Source organism: Acinetobacter portensis (genome assembly GCF_023158935.1).
GTDB classification, from domain to species: Bacteria; Pseudomonadota; Gammaproteobacteria; order Pseudomonadales; family Moraxellaceae; genus Acinetobacter; species Acinetobacter faecalis.
Genome location: NZ_CP096120.1, coordinates 2,227,327 through 2,245,936, shown reverse-complemented (window position 1 = coordinate 2,245,936; position 18,610 = coordinate 2,227,327). Strand labels below are relative to the sequence as shown.

12 protein-coding genes are annotated in these 18,610 nt (G+C 37.3%); 2 read left to right on the top strand and 10 right to left on the bottom strand.

Annotated elements, in window-relative coordinates:
* Positions 1 to 3 precede the first annotated feature (3 nt).
* The 9 genes from MZO21_RS11155 to MZO21_RS11115 all read right to left on the bottom strand — a co-directional run bounded on the left by MZO21_RS11155 (position 4) and on the right by MZO21_RS11115 (position 12,433).
* Positions 4 to 2,841 (bottom strand): monovalent cation/H+ antiporter subunit A, encoded by a 2,838-nt coding sequence (locus MZO21_RS11155; RefSeq protein ID WP_248101927.1) that lies wholly within the window; start codon positions 2,839 to 2,841, stop codon positions 4 to 6.
* 329 nt (positions 2,842 to 3,170) lie between these two features.
* Positions 3,171 to 4,553 carry an AAA family ATPase gene (locus MZO21_RS11150; RefSeq protein ID WP_154772019.1) on the bottom strand — a complete coding sequence of 461 codons (1,383 nt, stop codon included), beginning with the start codon at positions 4,551 to 4,553 and terminating at the stop codon, positions 3,171 to 3,173.
* Between the two features lie 17 nt (positions 4,554 to 4,570).
* Positions 4,571 to 6,073, bottom strand: coding sequence for a UvrD-helicase domain-containing protein (locus tag MZO21_RS11145; RefSeq protein ID WP_171501199.1), 1,503 nt, complete (start codon positions 6,071 to 6,073; stop codon positions 4,571 to 4,573).
* A gap of 17 nt (positions 6,074 to 6,090) precedes the next feature.
* On the bottom strand, positions 6,091 to 6,873 hold the full coding sequence (gene hisIE / locus MZO21_RS11140) for a bifunctional phosphoribosyl-AMP cyclohydrolase/phosphoribosyl-ATP diphosphatase HisIE (protein WP_248101915.1): 783 nt from the start codon (positions 6,871 to 6,873) through the stop codon (positions 6,091 to 6,093).
* Between the two features lie 199 nt (positions 6,874 to 7,072).
* The gene (locus tag MZO21_RS11135; RefSeq protein WP_171501200.1) at positions 7,073 to 8,152 is read right to left on the bottom strand and encodes a patatin-like phospholipase family protein; all 1,080 of its coding nucleotides are present in this window, start codon (positions 8,150 to 8,152) and stop codon (positions 7,073 to 7,075) included.
* A 162-nt stretch (positions 8,153 to 8,314) separates the two neighbouring features.
* On the bottom strand, positions 8,315 to 9,934 hold the full coding sequence (locus MZO21_RS11130) for an ABC1 kinase family protein (RefSeq protein WP_154772022.1): 1,620 nt from the start codon (positions 9,932 to 9,934) through the stop codon (positions 8,315 to 8,317).
* Positions 9,935 to 9,946: 12 nt separating this feature from the next.
* Positions 9,947 to 10,621 carry a ubiquinone biosynthesis accessory factor UbiJ gene (locus MZO21_RS11125; RefSeq protein WP_154772023.1) on the bottom strand — a complete coding sequence of 225 codons (675 nt, stop codon included), beginning with the start codon at positions 10,619 to 10,621 and terminating at the stop codon, positions 9,947 to 9,949.
* A gap of 10 nt (positions 10,622 to 10,631) precedes the next feature.
* Positions 10,632 to 11,573: a bifunctional demethylmenaquinone methyltransferase/2-methoxy-6-polyprenyl-1,4-benzoquinol methylase UbiE gene (gene ubiE, locus MZO21_RS11120; RefSeq protein WP_154772024.1), complete on the bottom strand. Its 942-nt coding sequence runs from the start codon at positions 11,571 to 11,573 to the stop codon at positions 10,632 to 10,634.
* Between the two features lie 155 nt (positions 11,574 to 11,728).
* Entirely contained in the window at positions 11,729 to 12,433 is a 705-nt protein-coding gene (locus MZO21_RS11115; protein ID WP_154772025.1) for an FFLEELY motif protein, read from the bottom strand.
* Between the two features lie 313 nt (positions 12,434 to 12,746).
* Between MZO21_RS11115 and pap the strand changes: the two genes are divergently transcribed.
* Complete coding sequence (pap, locus tag MZO21_RS11110) at positions 12,747 to 14,165, top strand: polyphosphate:AMP phosphotransferase (protein WP_154772026.1); 1,419 nt, start codon at positions 12,747 to 12,749, stop codon at positions 14,163 to 14,165.
* Between the two features lie 76 nt (positions 14,166 to 14,241).
* Here pap and MZO21_RS11105 read toward each other — a convergent pair whose 3' ends face one another.
* Positions 14,242 to 14,748 (bottom strand): hypothetical protein, encoded by a 507-nt coding sequence (locus MZO21_RS11105; RefSeq protein ID WP_154772027.1) that lies wholly within the window; start codon positions 14,746 to 14,748, stop codon positions 14,242 to 14,244.
* A gap of 172 nt (positions 14,749 to 14,920) precedes the next feature.
* Between MZO21_RS11105 and MZO21_RS11100 the strand changes: the two genes are divergently transcribed.
* Positions 14,921 to 18,610 (top strand): exodeoxyribonuclease V subunit gamma, encoded by a 3,690-nt coding sequence (locus MZO21_RS11100; RefSeq protein WP_154772028.1) that lies wholly within the window; start codon positions 14,921 to 14,923, stop codon positions 18,608 to 18,610.

The following is an 18,610-nucleotide window of genomic DNA, read 5'->3' as shown; positions in this document are numbered from 1 at the left end:
TTTTCACCCCTTCGGAACTGGACCAGTGATACTGGTATGACGTGAGTCGCCTAGTACGGAAATCATCAGCATGGTCGCGCCAACAACTGTGATATAAACGCCTAAGTCGAAAATAGCCGCAGATGCCAAATGTATTTCACCTAAAATTGGTGGACTTACATAAATATGTGCGCTTGTTAGGAATGGGCGCCCCCAAAGCCATGCGCCAATACCTGATAGACCTGCAATAACTAAACCAATACCAATCCAAATTTCGTATAAACGACCAGATTTAGCTTTTAATAAGCGTTCTGCTTGATCTTGTCCTAAAGCGATATATTGAATAACAAGTGCAAGAGAGGTGATTAATCCTGCAATGAATCCACCGCCAGGGAGGTTGTGACCACGTAAGAAAATATACAGGCTTACAACTAAAGCTAAGGCTAAAATCCAAGAAGATGTAATACGGAACATCAGTGGAGATGGGTTAAAGCGGTAGCTTAGACCTTGTGTTGTAGTTGTGCCGTGAGCACGCATACCATCCATTAAGCAAAGTGCACCAATAGCAGCAATACCTAATACTGTAATTTCACCAAATGTATCGAAACCACGGAAGTCCACTAGAATTACGTTTACAACGTTTGTACCACCACCAAGCGGAATGGCTTGTTGCATGAAGAACCACGAAATTGAATTGTGATCGCGGGTTAAAATTAGCCACGTAATCCAAGCGATACCTACACCACCAGAAATGGCAATGATTGCATCTCTCCAACGTCTAGGCACTGAAGATTCATAAGGTGTAAGCTGTGGAAGTAACGACAAGCTCATGAGTAATAGAACAGTTGTTACTACGTCTACTGTAATTTGTGTAAGTGCTAAGTCAGGTGCAGAGAAGCAAACAAATACAATAGTGACTACCAAGCCAACAGCACCACTAATTAAAATGGCTTTAATACGCTCGTGGTGGAACCAAAGCATCATCCAACATGCAGAGAACAGTAGCAGCCAAAGAACAATAGCAATAGCAGGAGCGTGGGTTAATTCGCGTGTTCCTGTGGTGAGCCCTGAGTTGAATAGTGGAATGGCAACAACAGCAATACTGAAAAATACAATCCATAAAAGATAGCTTTGTAATTTTCCATTTTCAGTTGCGCGCTTAAACTTGCGTGAATTAAGTAATAAATGTTTTAAAAATAAGTCGAATAAAACGCGACCTTGGAATTTTCCTAAATAAGGATCTAGGTCAATTTCACGAATTTTTCCGCCTTTTGCTAAAGCAAAATAGAAGCTAACCCCACCAATTAATGCAATAAAACTCATCAGCAATGGCGTGTTAAAACCATGCCAAATTGCAATATGCACACCTTCAAAATTAGCGAGTTGTGTACTTGCTCGAGCGGTACTATTAACAATATTTTCAAGTAATAGCGCAGGTAAAATACCGACTAAAATACATAATACTGCAAGTAGTGTTGCAGGTGCTCTCATACCAAAAGTAGGTTCGTGAGCATCTTTATTTGGAACATTTTTGCCAACAGGGCCATCAAAGAATACGCCGTGAACAAGGCGTACAGAATAAGCCACTGCAAAAATACCTGCAAAAGTTGCAATAATTGCAGATACAACCATGACAGGACCTGACAAATTAGCCAGTAGTTCTGTAAAGAACATTTCCTTAGACAAGAAGCCGTTAGTGAGTGGAACGCCTGCCATAGAAGCAGCAGTGACCATTGTTAAGGTTGCTGTAAATGGAAGAAGTTGCCATAAGCCACTTAACTTACGTAAATCACGTGTGCCTGATTCATGGTCAATGATTCCTGCAATCATGAACAATGCAGCTTTAAACGTTGCATGGTTAATAATATGGAAAATTGCTGCCGCAACAGCAAGAGGAGAGCCAATACCCAGTAAACAAACAATAAGACCTAAATGACTAATGGTTGAATAGGCCAATAATCCTTTTAAATCTTCTTTAAATATGGCAAAGAAAGCTGCCATACATAAAGTGAATAATCCAACAAAAGTGACAATGTTATGGTAAAGCGCAGCACCTGCGAAAATTGGAAGTAAACGTGCAAGTAAGAAAATACCTGCTTTTACCATAGTTGCAGAGTGTAAGTATGCAGATACAGGCGTTGGTGCAGCCATTGCATTGGGTAACCAAAAGTGGAATGGGAATTGCGCACTTTTGGTGAATGCACCTAATAAAATTAATAATAGGGTTGGAACAAATAAAGCATGGTTTTGAATTTGCTCAGACATTCCTAAAATTTGGTCTATTTGATAGGTACCTGTAATTTGCCCTAATAAAATAAAGCCACCAAGCATGGCCAAACCACCCATACCTGTAATGGTCAGTGCCATACGAGAACCACGTTGAGCAGCTTCGTAGTTACTCCAATAACCAACAAGTAGGAATGATGAAATACTGGTAAGTTCCCAAAATACGAGTAATAAAAGTAAATTGTTAGATAGGGAAATGCCAAGCATTGCTGCCATAAACAGCATGAGTAATAAATATAATTTACTGAGAGAATTTTTAGGGCTTAAATAATAATATGCATAAATAAAAATAAGCGTACCAATTCCCGTAATAAGTAGGGAAAAGAGTAAACCAAGTGCATCGAGGCGGAAACTGAGGTCTATACCTAATTGAGGTAACCAAGACCATGTTTGAATAATGGTTTCGCCATTAAATACGGCTTGGGCTTGAGTCAGTAACAAAATTAAGCTTGTGAGACTGACTCCAATGGCACCTAAAGCCGTTACCCCGCGCGAGAATTTCTTCAGCCACGAGACAAGTATTGTGCCTAGTACTAACGGTAACAATATAATAATCGGTAGCACACTCGTATCCATTGTCATGATTTAGGTCGAAAAACCTAACGTGAATCTTAATCTTTCAATGATTATAGGACAGCAAAGAACTATCCAAGTTTCTAAATCTTGAAAGCCAAATGTTTAATCTAGATGAACAGTAAGTTGTATTGCGCAACTTAGGAATGATTGCAAAATCCGATATTTTTACAAAATTTGCAAATAAATCCGATCATATTACAGCCAAGGCGCAACATCAATCTTTTTCGGTCTCACATAAAACATTATACGCTGAGTTCATTTGACTATGGGTTGGCTGTATGAAGAGTTATTTTTAATAAATGTAAGCAAGGGCTTAATTTGAATAAGTTTTACTCATGTAATTTATGTTCGGAACTTATGCTTTCTTTATTATTGAGCAACAAAAGTAGATCTTTAAATTGTTCGGCATCTAAATTTTCATGAATAAGTTCATACATGCTTTGTGCTGTATTTAATGGTTCACTTAAGTGTTCGATATTTTCAGATTCTTCGGAAAGAAGAGTTTCTGAATCTAAGTTTAAATTTTGATAAATTTCATCAAATTTAACGTTAAATTGCGGTGGCATTATTGGATGTAATTGCTGATTTTGCAATTGTAAGCATTGATAGTCTGCTGCTTGTTCTAATAATTCTACGCGATTGCCTGTCGCAATAATTTGTAATTGCGGAAATGCTTTATTTAAGCGAGTTAAAATATTTGAGCATTCATCTTGATCAAGCTGTTGGTCAATTTCATCAATCAGTAAAATACCATCACCTTCTAAACATGGATAAAGGCTTGATGGATTTAGCAAACACATTCGACGAACAATATCTCCAATCAAAGCAATCCAATTTTTTAAGCTATTGGAAAGTTGTTGGAACATCATTGTTTTGCCTTGGTACGTCACCATAAGTTGAAGTTTAGGCAAGTATTGCAAATAGATGTTACTTAGGTCTGGGAATATGATTGCAAGTGCATCTTTTAATGCTGTTAAGTTTGGCGCATGCATTTGGTTGTATGCATTAATAAGTGCCGAACTTAAATCTTGATGTGGATCATTGCTTTGTTGACTTGCAATTAAGCGATTCACTAAATCTGTAGTTTGTGCATTTTCAATATCTGAAATTTCACGAAACCATTCAAAAAAACGTGCGAATGTTGTGTATGGAATGGCGGTAATTTCATAAGCATTTCCTGCTTGAAAAATGGCAGGATTATTTTTGTTAATTAAATTAATTTCGTGGACAAAACGCTCGGAAGGGTAATAGGCAATAAGCGGTAAACCTTGTAAAGGATCTAACTGAGCTGCTTTTTGATAGAGCGTAACAAGCTTTTCTAATTTTTGAGTTTCAACTTTGCTATGACCTGCTGAAGCTTTAGTCTGCGTTTTATAAAGTTGCCAATCACATATTTGAGTTTCAATTTCGCTTAAATTTATAGATTCAGGTAGAGAGCCAATCTCTGTAGGAATATGAACTTTTATATCTATTTTGGCTTGTAGACGATTTTGCATAATGTCTTGGTCAGGTAAAACTGCACCTGCCGTACGAGCATCTTTATAGCGTGCAGAAAACCAAGTGAGCGCTAAGAAAGTAGAGCGCAGTAAAGATGTTTTTCCTGAACATTGATCACCTAAAATAAGGGTAATAGGTGTACTTTCGTATTCGAAATTTATTTTAGTGTCGGTAAAATGTGTAATGTGTTTGAATTGTATAGATTTTATTTTCATAGAATGCCTATTTTTAATTAACCCACAGCTTTACGTAAGGACGTTGGCATTTTAATTTTTAGTTTTTGAACCAAGTCGTAAATGTGGTGAATATTTAAGCTTAACTTAGCACGAGTGCATGCGACGTATAATAAACGTAACTCTTCATCGCTAATTTTAAAGTCTTTATCGTTTAGTCTAAATTGGTAATCGTCTTCAATATGAACACGATCCCATTCTAAACCTTTGGCTTTATGCGCTGTTGAAATAATATAGTCAGCTTGACCAATAGGGGTGATTTTGGCTAAAGCACGTTTTAACGGATCAGTTCCATGATCATCCACAAGTTTTACTAAAGGTTTAATGTCGCTGCCATCATTGGTTTCACAATATTCGTGAACATCATGCCAAGAATTAAACCAAGCGAGTTCAGGAACATCAACTACACGTTTGCCTTGTTTAAGCATACTTGCTGCATCAACAAATTTATTGAGTTTTACATGGTCGGCTTGAAGGCTCACTTTATCGCCATGTACCAAACCTGAAAGTAAAAGTTCCATTGCACGTGCATTGGTACGGCATAAAATCGCATCACGCATTTTGGTATGCGGTTTATTTACCACTTTTGAGTTGAGCTGTGGATTACCCAATAAAGGCACAGTTTCATTCAACGCACCTAAAATGGCATTTGCATTCAGCGCAATTTCTTCACCAAAACGGAACGATGTTGTTAATCGAGATTCTGGTAACGGTAATTGTTGCATGGCATTGACCGCACCACGCCAAGCGTAAATTTGCTGATGTGCATCGCCTACATAAATGACTTGAGAATTACGCTGTTTGAGCAAAATCCCAAGCATGAGCGGATCGGCATCTTGTGCTTCATCAAACAAAACATAGTCAGATGGAATATTCGGTTCAGACAATGCCCAAAGTTTTAAGTAAATATCGTGCCCAATACCTGCCTGATGATTGGGATCAATTGATTCTAACCAACGACGCTCAACGGCTTTATATAAATGAATTTGTAAAGATTCAATATCATCTGGATGCAACCAACTTGGCGCTTGAATATGACGAGGAGCAGGGTATTGCGAACTTGTAGAGCAAAAATAACTAACAGTATTTGCAACTAAGCTTGCTAAACGTGAAGGCATTAAAACGTATTTTTCATAACGTCCGCCCATCATTCTACGAAGCGTAATAGGTTCTAAGCGATATTCTTTGGCAATAAAACTTGGGCTTAAACGTGGCAAGCGAAGTTTATCGGTTACTCCACGTGGAACGCTTCTATACGCTAAAGAGTGGAATGTTCGACAATCGACATTTCGATGAAATTTACTTTGCGCTTCTGCTGCAATGGTTTTATTAAATGCGAGATACATGCCACGTCTTTGTGGCATGGCTTCGCTAATCATTTGTAAAGTTGTGGTTTTACCTGTGCCTGCATACGCAATAACTTTGAAAGATTTCCCAAGACGTGCGTTATCAATCGCTGTTGCTTGTTCATAGGTCGCACTTGGTTTGTTATTTTCAGACACAGATAATTTACTTTTAATTAATGTTGGCGATTCGATTTTTCAACCAAGCCAGATAAACCTTGACGACGCGCAAGTTCGTTAAGTACCAATTGAACATCTAAATCGAAATAGCCAAGCATTACAATGGTATGGAACCAAAGGTCAGCGACTTCATAAATCACATCATTTTTATTGTCTTCATTGGCTTTTGTATCAAAATCTTTAGCAGAAATAATGGTTTCAACGCTTTCTTCGCCCACTTTTTCTAAAATTTTGTTTAAGCCTTTATGGTAAAGCTTTGCTACATAAGATGAATCAGGATCGGCTTTTTTACGCTCCGCCATCATTTTGCCTAAATAAGACAAAACATCAACTTGTTCAGATTTTGCATTTGATGCATTCATTGCAAGCGTATGTGGATTTGTCGATTTTTCACCGTAAATCTGGTTCGGATCTTTTATTTGAGCGTCTACAATTTCCCAACCATTTGGCGTAAGTTTACGGTAGAAGCAAGATTCACGACCCGTATGGCAAGCAATTCCGCCATGTTGTTCAATTTGAAGAACAATGACATCTGCATCGCAGTCTAAACGAATTTCATGAACTGTTTGGAAGTGACCTGATTCTTCGCCTTTATGCCACAATTTATTACGTGAGCGAGAGTAATAAACTGCTTGGTTTTTTTCAGCCGTTAAGGTTAAAGCTTCGCGGTTCATCCACGCAACCATCAGCACACGACCAGTTTGATGATGCTGAGCAATAGCAGGCACTAAGCCTTGTTCGTTAAATTTTACTTCATCGAGCCATTGCACATTATTCATGAGTATTTCACCAAAATATTTTCAAAAAATTAATCAATACGTTTGCCGTATTGTTTCGATAGTGTACGGCATCCACATCCTTTTAAGGAAATAAATCTTAATCTATTTTTAAATTGTTAGTTGCCAAATAGGTCTGATCTTTCGAATGTTTTGCAATAACTTCAGCATTTATGCTTTGCAACATATTCAATTTTAGAGATTATAAATCTTGCATAAATTCCGCAAAATTTTGCTTTTCAATCATTTCTAAAAATTCATCGCCCAAACGCTGACTTTCCGCCACACTTTGGTTCCACAATTGAATACGTTTTTGTTGATCTAAACCCTTTAAAGTAAAGTCTTTACGGTCAGGCAAACGACCTAAAGGTAAAGAATTTAAATATTCTTGAGATGGTGATAACAATAATGTTCGTGCTTGATTTTCAGGGTTTGCTTTTCTACTTTTAAACATTTTATCAAACCAACCGGGTGTAATGCTGTCGGTAAAATGTGGATATAAAACAATGCCTTTGCTTTGAAATGGCAGGTCTATGTGATAATCAATTAAACCACCATCTCTGTAACTGCCTTGAGGTGCATTTGGAATATCGCGAACCGCAGACATAACTCCCGGAATAGAAGCTGAAGCCATCAACCAAGGTGTTACATTTTCAAGGTTGAGTGCTTGATAATGCGTAATAAAGTCATCATCTACTTTAAATTGTTCGCCAATATTAGGTTGGCTAATGACACGTTGCATGAATAAACGATTATGTTTACGCGCAACTGCGTTACTACTGACAATTCCTGCAACTGAAGCAAGTAGTGGAAGTGATTTATCACTTTGGAAAATATGTTGTGCTTTTACGGAAATAACTGCAATGTGATAATCGGGGTGTTCAACGAGTTGTTGTTCTTTACCCTGAATTAAATCAAAAAGCATATTTCTACAAATATCACCGACTTCTTGGCGTGACATTTTATTGGTGAAATGCAAATTTGTATAAAGCTCAGAAAGTCTTTCTGTGCCTTCTTTTGCACCCCAAGCCAAAATGCTCGCAAAACGCCAACTACCAATGCTTGAACCAATGACTGTTCTACGCTGTGGTATTTGCGCTAAAAAATCACCAAAAATTGCTTGATCTAAACCTTGAATACCAATGCCTTTCGGACCACCTGCTGCACCGGGAATAGTATCTACCTGATGTGCGTGTAAGCCTTCTTTTTCAATAAGTTTACGTGCAAGATGACCTGCACGAATATTTAAAGCACGTGGTTGTTTTTTTAGAATTTGCATCACAATTTTTGATCATTACAAACGTGTAAATGATTGTAGATGAAGAAATTATATGAGCAATGGCAGGAGTGGTCACTTGTTGACTCAAGAGTCATAAGCGATTTTCTTTTGATAAAAAAATACCTGCTTTTAAAGCAGGTATTTGAAATACGTTTAATACGATGTTTATTTTGAAATACGCCAAATTGCCAAAATACTTGATAGTGCAATTAAAACAACAGAAATGTACCAAGGCGCAATGACAGAGATTGCGAGGAATATCGCCATAATACTGCCAAAAATCCAACTACGTTTTTGTTGATGTTCCATTTGCAAACGCATATTTTGCAATTCTTGTAATTGCTTCGCTTGCCATGCAGATTGGTTTTTTAAACCATTTAAGCTATCAATCATTAAGCTTGGTAAATCTTGTGCACCAAGAAGTAAGTCAGGAATTTGCTGACCTAGCTCTTTCATGTTTTTCACAGGATTCATGTTGGCTTTGACCCAATCTGTCAAAATTGGTTTTGCAAGTTGCCAAATATCTAAGTCTGGATATAAATCTGTACCTAAGCCTTCCACATGAACTAATGTTTTCAGTAAAAGCATAAGTTGAGGTGGAATTTCTAAATGGAAACGACGAGCAATATCCATGACTTCAAGCAAAATTCCTGCAAAATCTAGCTCGCTCATTGGTTTTGAAACCATTGGGCCAACTGTACGACGCATTTCTCTTGCTAAGCCGTCTTGATCTGTTCCCGGTGGAATCCAACCTGCTTGATGCACAATTTGAATGAGTTGCATGAAATTGCTGTTCATGACAGCAAGTAACATACGTGCAACGGTCATTTGATCGTGCTTAGACAGCTCACCCATAATGGCGCAATCCAACGCAATATAGCGTGGTGCATTTGGATTAATAGTTTCTACAAAAATATTTCCCGGATGCATATCTGCATGGAAAAAGTTATCGCGGAATACTTGGGTAAAGAAAATGGTTAAACCTTTTTCAGCAAGATCTTTACGATCCATACCCAATCTATCGAATGTTGCTGTGTCTGAAATTGGAACGCCTGTAATACGCTCTGCAACCATTACATCTTTGCTATCCATATACACTTCAGGCACATACATCATGCTTGAGCCTGTGAAGTAATGGCGCATACGACGTGTGTTGTCTGCTTCTAAAGTTAAATCGAGTTCTTTAAGAATGATTTGACGATAGTCTTGAATAATTTCAGATAAATGCAAAGCACGTGCAGCTTCTAGACGTTTTTCTAGGTTATGACCTAGCCATTCTAGAATTTCAAAATCTTGAATAATTTGCGCGCGAATATCTGGGCGTGTCACTTTTACAACAACTTCACGCCCGTCATGTAATGCTGCGGTATGAACTTGTGCAATAGATGCTGCTGCTAAAGGTTGCTCATCGAAACGAGAAAAAAGCGTTGCAACATCTGCTTTAAGTGAGTTTTGAATTCGTGATTTTACAACATCAACACTATATGGTTTTACTTGGTCTTGTAGCAGTGTGAGTTGTTGTAAAACTTCAGGTGGAATTAAGTCGCGACGTGTTGAAAGCAACTGTCCCATTTTAATAGCAAGTGGTCCCATATCTTCCAAAGCTTGTTTTAGCTTTAAAGGATTTTTAGTTTCTTTGCTTGACCATGCAGCAGGGTGCATGCGAATGATGCTTAAAACATGACGGGCTTTTTCAGGCAATTCATCCGCAGGGAACAACGTGTCGAGTCTATAGTGCGCTGCAATACGCCAAAGTTCGAGTAAACGTGAAACGTGCGGAATCATATATGTAATTACCTAATTTTGAGTTGTATTTTCTAATGCATCGACTTGCGATTGAAGCTGTTGAATTTTAGCTTCAGCGCGGTCTAAGTTTTGTTTGAAAGTACGAGTATCTTGATTTAAATCGTCCATTTGCCAACGTGAAGCAAATAACCCCGTGTCTTCTTTCAACGCATCTTCAGCGAAAAATGCATAACTTTGCAAAGTCTTTTTTAAATGCTTGGGCGCACGTTGAATTTTACCAATTTCATGTGCAAGGCTAGGACCAATCCAAGGACTTAAATGCGAAGCTAAATCTGGTTCAGCTTGTTGCATAATTTTTTGGATGTCTTGCAATAAGTGATAATCACCTTGAAGTGGAATATTTCCAACTTCATCTGAAACCAAAAGCTTCAGTAGCTCAACAACATTTTTTACGTGTAATGTTGCTGTTGCTTCAAAAACTTGTTGGGTTTTATCGAAAGGGCGTTGTTCAAATATTGAAGATGCTTCGCTATGACCCGTTACAGTTGGTTCTAAACGAACTTTATTTTCATCGAAGAAAACATCAACTGAAAGTTGTGGTTTGTCTAAAACCACACGAAGCATTTTGCCTTGAAGTGCATTGAGCTGAATGCGAGTAATCGCATCCAAATCAATAACATGGTTAACTAATCGTTCAACTGCACCAAGTGCCAGAATCGACCACATAGTAAAACCCTTAGAGTTTGAAACCACGATGAACAGCAACAACACCTGCTGTTAAGTTGTGATAATCACAGTTTTGGAATCCAGCATTTTCCATCATACCTTTTAAAGTACGTTGGTCTGGGTGCATACGAATAGATTCTGCTAAATATTTATAACTTTCTGAGTCATTTGCAATGATTTTACCCATAATTGGTAAAGCCGTGAATGAATACAAATCGTAAATTTTAGCGAATGGTTCAAATACAGGTTTAGAGAATTCTAAAATAAGTAAACGACCACCTGGCTTAAGCACACGGTACATTGCAGCAAGTGCAGCATCTTTATCTGTTACGTTGCGTAGACCAAAAGAAATAGTAAGAAGATCGAAGCTATTATCTTCAAATGGTTCTAAAGTTTCAGCATTGGCAAGTACGAAATCTACATTTGTGCAGCCTGCATCGATTAAACGATCACGACCAACATTGAGCATAGATTCGTTAATGTCTGAAAGGACAACATGACCTGTTGGACCTACTTCACGGCTAAATACTTTTGCAAGGTCACCTGTACCGCCAGCAATATCAAGTACGCGTTGACCACGACGAACGCCCGACATATTAATTGCAAAGCGTTTCCAAAGGCGGTGAATACCAAATGACATTAAGTCATTCATGATGTCGTATTTGCTTGCAACAGAATGGAAAACTTCAGCTACTTTTTGAGCCTTATCTTCACTGCTTACAGTTTGGTAGCCAAAATGCGTAGTTGCACCTACATTGCCTGTGTTTGCACCACGTGGAAGATTATATTTAGGAACAGAGCCAGTTGCAGGTGTGTCTGAAGTTGGTAGTTCTAAAGATTGTTGTTGACCTTGTGGCGCACCTTGAGGAAGTGGCTCGGTTAGAAAAGGACTCACTTTGTCTGTTTGTGCCGACGCAGAAGAAGGGGTAGGCGTTTGATTTTCATTCGACATTTGAGTCACTCCTAACATAAGAATAGGGTTAATGTTGCAGTGCTTGCATGATGACAGATTATGAGTCGATATACAGCAATCAGCGTGCAATTGTTATGAATAATATACAGGAAAATAAAGCGAAGACTTATTTCCCCTTTAAATAGTTTTGCCCATTATTGAAATGGATTTAAATCGCCAGCATGAACTTTATCAACTATTTGTCGTTCAATTGCAGTAAATTCTTTTACAAATTTCTCTGCCGACTTTAACGGTTTTAGCGCTAAAAAGCCATCTTGCATAAAGTCATACATTACTTCAAAGTGATATTTAGTTGCTGCACCTTTACACATTTTAAATGCAGCTTGAACCATAAATGAACGCATGTATTTGTCTAAACTTATACCAAGTTCATCTAGCAGGCGTAGTTGCCTTAAGCGGTTTTCACCTTGATTGAGCTTTAAGTAGGTTAAGCGCATCATTTCATCTGTTAAAGCAGGATTATTTGGATAATCTTCAAGTAATTGAATGGCAACTTCTTCATCTAGCTGAACGGCTAAAATGGCTAATGTCACACCTGCTGTTCCTGTTTTAATGGCATTTTCAGGAATGAGTTTTTCTGCTTTATGTGCATATTTTACAAGTCGTGCAATTTGTCCTGCTAAAGCATCGAAATCTGGCCCGCCATACAGTCGATTTAAAAAATATTCTGACATTAAAATATTTTGTTTTTCTGCAAATTGTTTCGCATGTGTACGTTGTATGCGTTGCTTTTGCCATGTTTGCACGTCTTGTAGGCGGTAAAAAATGTCCTGATTTTTATGGTATTTCAGTTGGTAATAAAGTTCTAAAAGCTCATCTAAAACAGCAAGTTTAGACATGTATCGTCTCAGGTGATGTACTTAATGCATGAATTTTAGTGTGAGTTTTATAGTTACGCTATGGTTTGGGAGAAAAAAGTCATGAAATGATGCGTCAGTGTGTTTTAAATAAAGTCATTTGTTGAGAAAGATTGTTGGAGTGTAGCGTGACGAATTTGGTTAAATAGAATTGTGGAATAATAATGAAATAATGAGTAACTAAAGAAATTACTTTATATCGAATAATATCAAATCCAATTACTTAACAAAAACTCTCTCATACCAAACCCTATTTTTTATATACTCAAGAAATAGGGCGCTAAAAGTATGAATCATGATGTTAAAAGAAACTGAATTTAAACCAATGCAAGAAGAACAATTGTCTGTAGAGCTTATTCAAGCGCAATACGCTATGAAAGAAACTCGCGGGCAGTCAAACGCCAAAAGCTTACTTATTTTAGTCAATGGAATTGAACTTGCAGGTAAAGGCGAAGCGGTTAAACAACTACGTGAATGGGTCGATCCACGCTATTTACGTGTAAAAGCAGATGCGCCACATATATTCGATCATAAAAAAACATTTTGGCAGCCATATTCACGCTCTATTCCTGCCGAAGGGCAAATTTTGGTGATGTTTGGCAACTGGTACACAGATTTATTATCAACCGCATCTCATGTTTCAAACCCATTAGATTCAACACTTTTTGATGAATACGTGGAAAACATGAGAGCCTATGAACAAGACTTAAAAAATAACAATGTAGATGTCATTAAAATTTGGTTCGACCTATCTTGGAAATCATTACAAAGTCGTTTAAATGAAATGGATCCAAGCGAAGTGCATTGGCACAAATTACATGGTTTAGATTGGCGCAATAAAAAACAATACGATAATTTGCAACGCTTACGTCAGCGCTTTACAGAAGATTGGATTGTTATTGATTGTGAAGATAAAATTTCACGAGATCAGCAATTTGCACAGCATGTTTTACGCAAATTAAAGCATCTTCCAGAACATCAAACAAAAGCCAAAGGAAAATGGAAACAAGCAAAAATACCTGAAATTTTAGTGAATCCTCCGCAAGTAGAAATTTCTGAAAAAGACTACAAAGAAGAATTAAAAAAACTGACATCTAAAGTTTCTAAAGCTTTACGTTTTGATGACCGAAATGTCGTAATTGTTTTTGAAGGTATGGATGCTGCAGGAAAGGGCGGTGCGATTAAACGCATTGTGAAAAAGCTCGATCCACGTGAATATGAAATTCATACCATTGCAGCACCTGAAAAATATGAATTGGCACGACCATATTTATGGCGCTTTTGGACAAAGTTACAACCTGAAGAAAAGATTAGTATTTTTGATCGATCTTGGTACGGACGTGTTTTGGTAGAGCGTATTGAAGGCTTTGCGAACGATGCTGAATGGCAACGTGCTTATAATGAAATAAATCGTTTTGAAAAAGATTTATTCGATAGTCGAACTTTAGTCATTAAATTTTGGCTTGCAATTAGCAAAGATGAGCAAGAAATACGCTTTAAATCACGTGAAGAAACACCGCATAAATACTTTAAAATTACTGCGGAAGATTGGCGTAATAGAGAACGTTGGGATGATTATTTAAAAGCCGCAGCAGATATATTTGAACGAACAAATACAGATTATGCGCCGTGGCATGTTATTGCGACAGACAATAAACAATTTGCACGTTTGGAAGTATTAAAAGCAATTTTAAAACAACTAAATATAGATTAAATCTATAAAAAACCTCTGCTATTTATTTGAAATAGCAGAGGTTAAATACTTAAACTTTTAGTGTGTTTAATTCAAATTATTGAACAATTGCGGTCTTTTGTTTTTGCTGAATTTGAAGTGCTAAACGGTAGCAATCTTCAACATGCGCTTCAGCTACTTTTTTCATGACAAAATAACCTAAGCTTGCAGCAATAATTTGCCCACCAAGTGGAATAAATTTGGTGACTTGTTTGGTAATTACTTTGGCTGCAACGTTATTAATCGATTTTTTGACCGCAGTACGTGCCACAACTAAGCCAGAAAATTCGATGCCGCGTTTGCGTAGTTCTTGCCAATGAACTTCTTTGGTTTTTGGGTCATACACACTAATCTGTTCAGGTGCTAAACCAAAACGTGTATTAATTTCAGGAATAAGCTGCGACAAAATGCCAACGTCAATTACGACATCTATAAAAGGCACAGGAATAACGGCAGCACCCGCAGAAAAATAAGAACGCTTTTTTACAAGTTCGAGGCATTCAGCACGAATAGCTTCAATATTCAGCGTTGGATCAATTGATTCAGGAATATTATCTATTTTCATATTATAAGTACCTTAAAAGCGTATAAATTTTCTATGTAAAACTTTTGAAGATGCTTTATTCAAAGTATTTTTACCGTGAATAACGTTTTTAAAGTGACATAGACAGACATTGAAGTATAGTAAATAATCTTTATGGTTTTGTATTGCAAAAATTGAAAAGGAATTAAACTTAATGGGGATTCATGTCATTCAAAGTCAGCGTATAGATGTGCTTGTTGATGCGATGCTAAAGGCTGTTCGAAAACCGACATCTAACCCATTTGACGTGTTAAAAACACAACATTTTATTGTACCTTCACCTGCTATTGAAGCATGGCTAACACAGCGTTTGGCAGAAAAAAAAGGCATTAGTGCGAACACGTTATTTCATCATCGAATTCGTGGTTTTCAATGGTCTGCCTATCAGCAAGTTTTACAAAACGATAAAGACAAAGTCCGTAAAGCCAATATTCCTAGATTAATTATTAAATGGCGTGTGTTTCAGGCGCTTAAAGAATTTATTCAAGCAGAACAAAATCCTCTCGAATCAAAACATCCACTTTACCCAATTGTTCAGCGTATTTATGACAGTGCAGATCGTTTAGAACAGGGTTTAGAAAAGCAGCTTAAAAAGCAAAATATGTTGTACTGGGTGTCTCAACAAGTATCTCAACTATTTTCCAATTACATGAGTTATAGAGGACATTGTCAAAAAGCTTGTGAAGGCACATGTAATTGCCAAACCAATTGGCTAGAAGCTTGGGGACAAAATAAAGAACTGAATATAGAAAACATGTTCTTTAAAACCAACACGGAAATTTCAGTATTTACCTTAAATCAAGCGCAAGAATTAGAAGCTTGGCAACGTTGGCTGTGGCAAGAAGTTTTCGACCAAGACTTTAAGGAAATGGAAGAAATTGATGTTCTATTTTGGCAAGCTTTAGGTTCACCTAAACAGCCCAATGATGTTCTTAAAAAGTTACCTAATCAACTTGTGGTATTTACACTATTAGATTTACCGCCAAGCCAATTACAGTTTTTGCGCCGTTTGGGGCAATACATTGATATTTATATTTTGCATTACAACCCATCGCAAGAGTATTGGGCAGATAGTGTCGATCCAAATTGGAAAGCACGTTATGACGTTCGGGTAAAAGAGCGTTTCATTGAAAAAAATCCGAATGCAACCGATGCACAAATTCAAAAGTTTTTTGAAGAATTTACCTTAAATTTTAATGCTCAAACGCGTGAATCACGCCATCCATTACTCACACGTTTTGGTAAGCAAGCACGTGACCATTTCTCTTTATTATCTAATTTGTCATCAGGGGAAGAAGGGGTTTGGGCAGACCTTTTTGTCGATGAGTATGCAGATACGTTGCTGGCAAAAGTTCAGTCAGATATTTTGTATTTGGTTGAGCCTGAAAAAAATGCATACGACTTAAAAGTGGATGATGATTCTATACAAATTCATGTTTGTCATTCATCTCAAAGACAACTTGAAGTTTTAAAAGATCAGCTTATTCACTGGCTTTCAAAAGGTGATAAAGAAAACCCAAGAAAGCCAAGTGATATTTTGGTTTTAACGCCAAATTTAAAACAGCTTGAACCCTTAATTCGAAGTATTTTTGCTCCGCCACCAAGTGATAGAAATTTACATCATTCACGTGAAAATCAGGCGCAACGTTTAAGCCAAGACAGTATTTATTTACCTGTGCAAATTGCAGGTGTGACACAAATAGATGCAGCAAATGCATGGCGTTCTGTGCTGGGTAGAATCCAACTCATTCAAGGTCGTTTTAACATTGAAGACTTTGCGGATTGGTTGGGTTTAAGTGCCACATTGCTTCGCTACGAGTTAGATATTAATAGTGTAGACAGAATGGTTGAGTTACTCATTGCGGCAGGGTTTAAACGCGGTTTCGATGAAGAACATTTAAAGCAAAGCTTAAAGCAGGGTGATGAAGATTATCGTTTTAGTTTTAAATTTGCTTTAGACCGTTTGGCATTGGGTGTGGCAATTCCAGAGCATGCTATTTTCAATAATACTTTAAGTTTTGCACAAGTTTTACCAAGCGATTTTGAACTAATTGCTAAACTTATTCAAATATATCAAGACTTTTCAGCACGTCGAAATTGGATGATTGCACATGAATTGGGTAAGAAAATTTGTGTAGAAAAATGGCTGAAAACCTTAATGGATGATGTAAATGAATTTATTGATGCAGGGGTCGATTCGTTAAATTCCGTTTATAAAATTATTAAAAAACAAGACAGAATGCTGACTTTGGCAAGTTTTTACGATGAAGAAAATCATAATGCATTAAACGCCTTAAGTTTGCCGTTGGGCTATATTTTAGAAGAAATAAATGTACTGCTCGATTCACAAGTTGAACAAGCTGAACCCACAGGACAAGTGACATTTAGCCAAATTGGGCAATTACGTCCGTTACCTTATAAACTCATTGTGATGATGAACTTAGATAGTGGAAAGTTCCCAAATCGAAATACGCATTTACCTTTCGATTTAATGGAAATTTTAAAACCACAATTAGGTGATCGTTCACGTTTGGAAGATGAGCAAGGCGCATTTTTAGACTCGCTATTATTGGCGCAAGAGAATCTGTGGCTGTTCTATAACGGCTTCGATGTCAGCGATGGAGAAGTGCGTGATCCATCTACCGTTTTACAAGAGTTTATTCAGCATTTGGCACTTATTGTAAAAGCTGAAAAAACCGATTCTAGTTTAAATGAAACGGTTTCTATAGAAGGCATTGAGGTTGCACAACAATTGCAGTCGCTTTATCACGTTCATACTTTACAACCCTTTGACCCTGTAGGTTTTGAATCTATCGAAACTATTCGCTATCGAGATCAATGGTACAAAGTAGCGAATCAAATTCGTTTTGCTAAGACGCAGCGTAGCCAATGGGTAAATACGCAATATCCATTATTAGAGCAAGATATTCAGGTTCTTGATAGTTATCAATGGATTCAAGACGTAACGTTCCCTGCACGTTTATATTTAAAAAGCTTGGGCGTGAAAAACTTAAAAGCAGAAGATTTACCCGATACGCAAGAACCCTTACTACTGGATGGTTTAGGGCGTTATGCAATGCGTGATTTTCTGAAAAAACATGAAGGTAAGAAAAATCCACAGCTTTTAATGGATAAGCTTCCTGTAGGGAAAATTCAGGAAAGTGCATGGCAAATGAGCGTGGTTGAACAGGCGCAATTGCTTACTCGTTTACAGCTATACGCAGAAACTGAAACCGCAACGACTCAGCAAATTTGGCGTGTAGATAAGAACCTACATATAAATTTATGTTTGCCAAAACACGGTGCAAAAAAATGGGTCAGCCTAGAAGCATCAAGCGCACGAGCGAAACGCCGTGCCAAGGTTTGGCTTGAATATTTACTGTGGATTGCTTATTTGAATTTAGGCGATGGCGGTGAAGATCATGCAAGAATTGTCATTTTTAGTGATAGTACAATTGCTTGCGAAGGGGTTTCATCTAACAAAGCACGAACGTATTTAAGTCATTGGTTTAACGCTTGGGAATATGGTCAAACACAGCCTTTTGTTTTACCTGCTGCTTTAATTTTAAAGCCTGCTGAAAAAAATAAAAAATATGATTGGGCACTTGATGAAAGTCAGCACATGATTATTCAACAAATGGATGAAGTGTATAAAGACTGGAATTTTGATGGAAAATTCACAGGCTTTTCCGTCACTGAAAATGAAGCAACAAAACATCATCGAGATTGGGATTTTATTCTACAAGAACAAGACGCGACTATTTTGTTAGAAGATGCATGTAAGCGTTTTTCATATGACTTATACAATCCAATTTTTATGCATCAAATTACGGTTGAGGAGTAA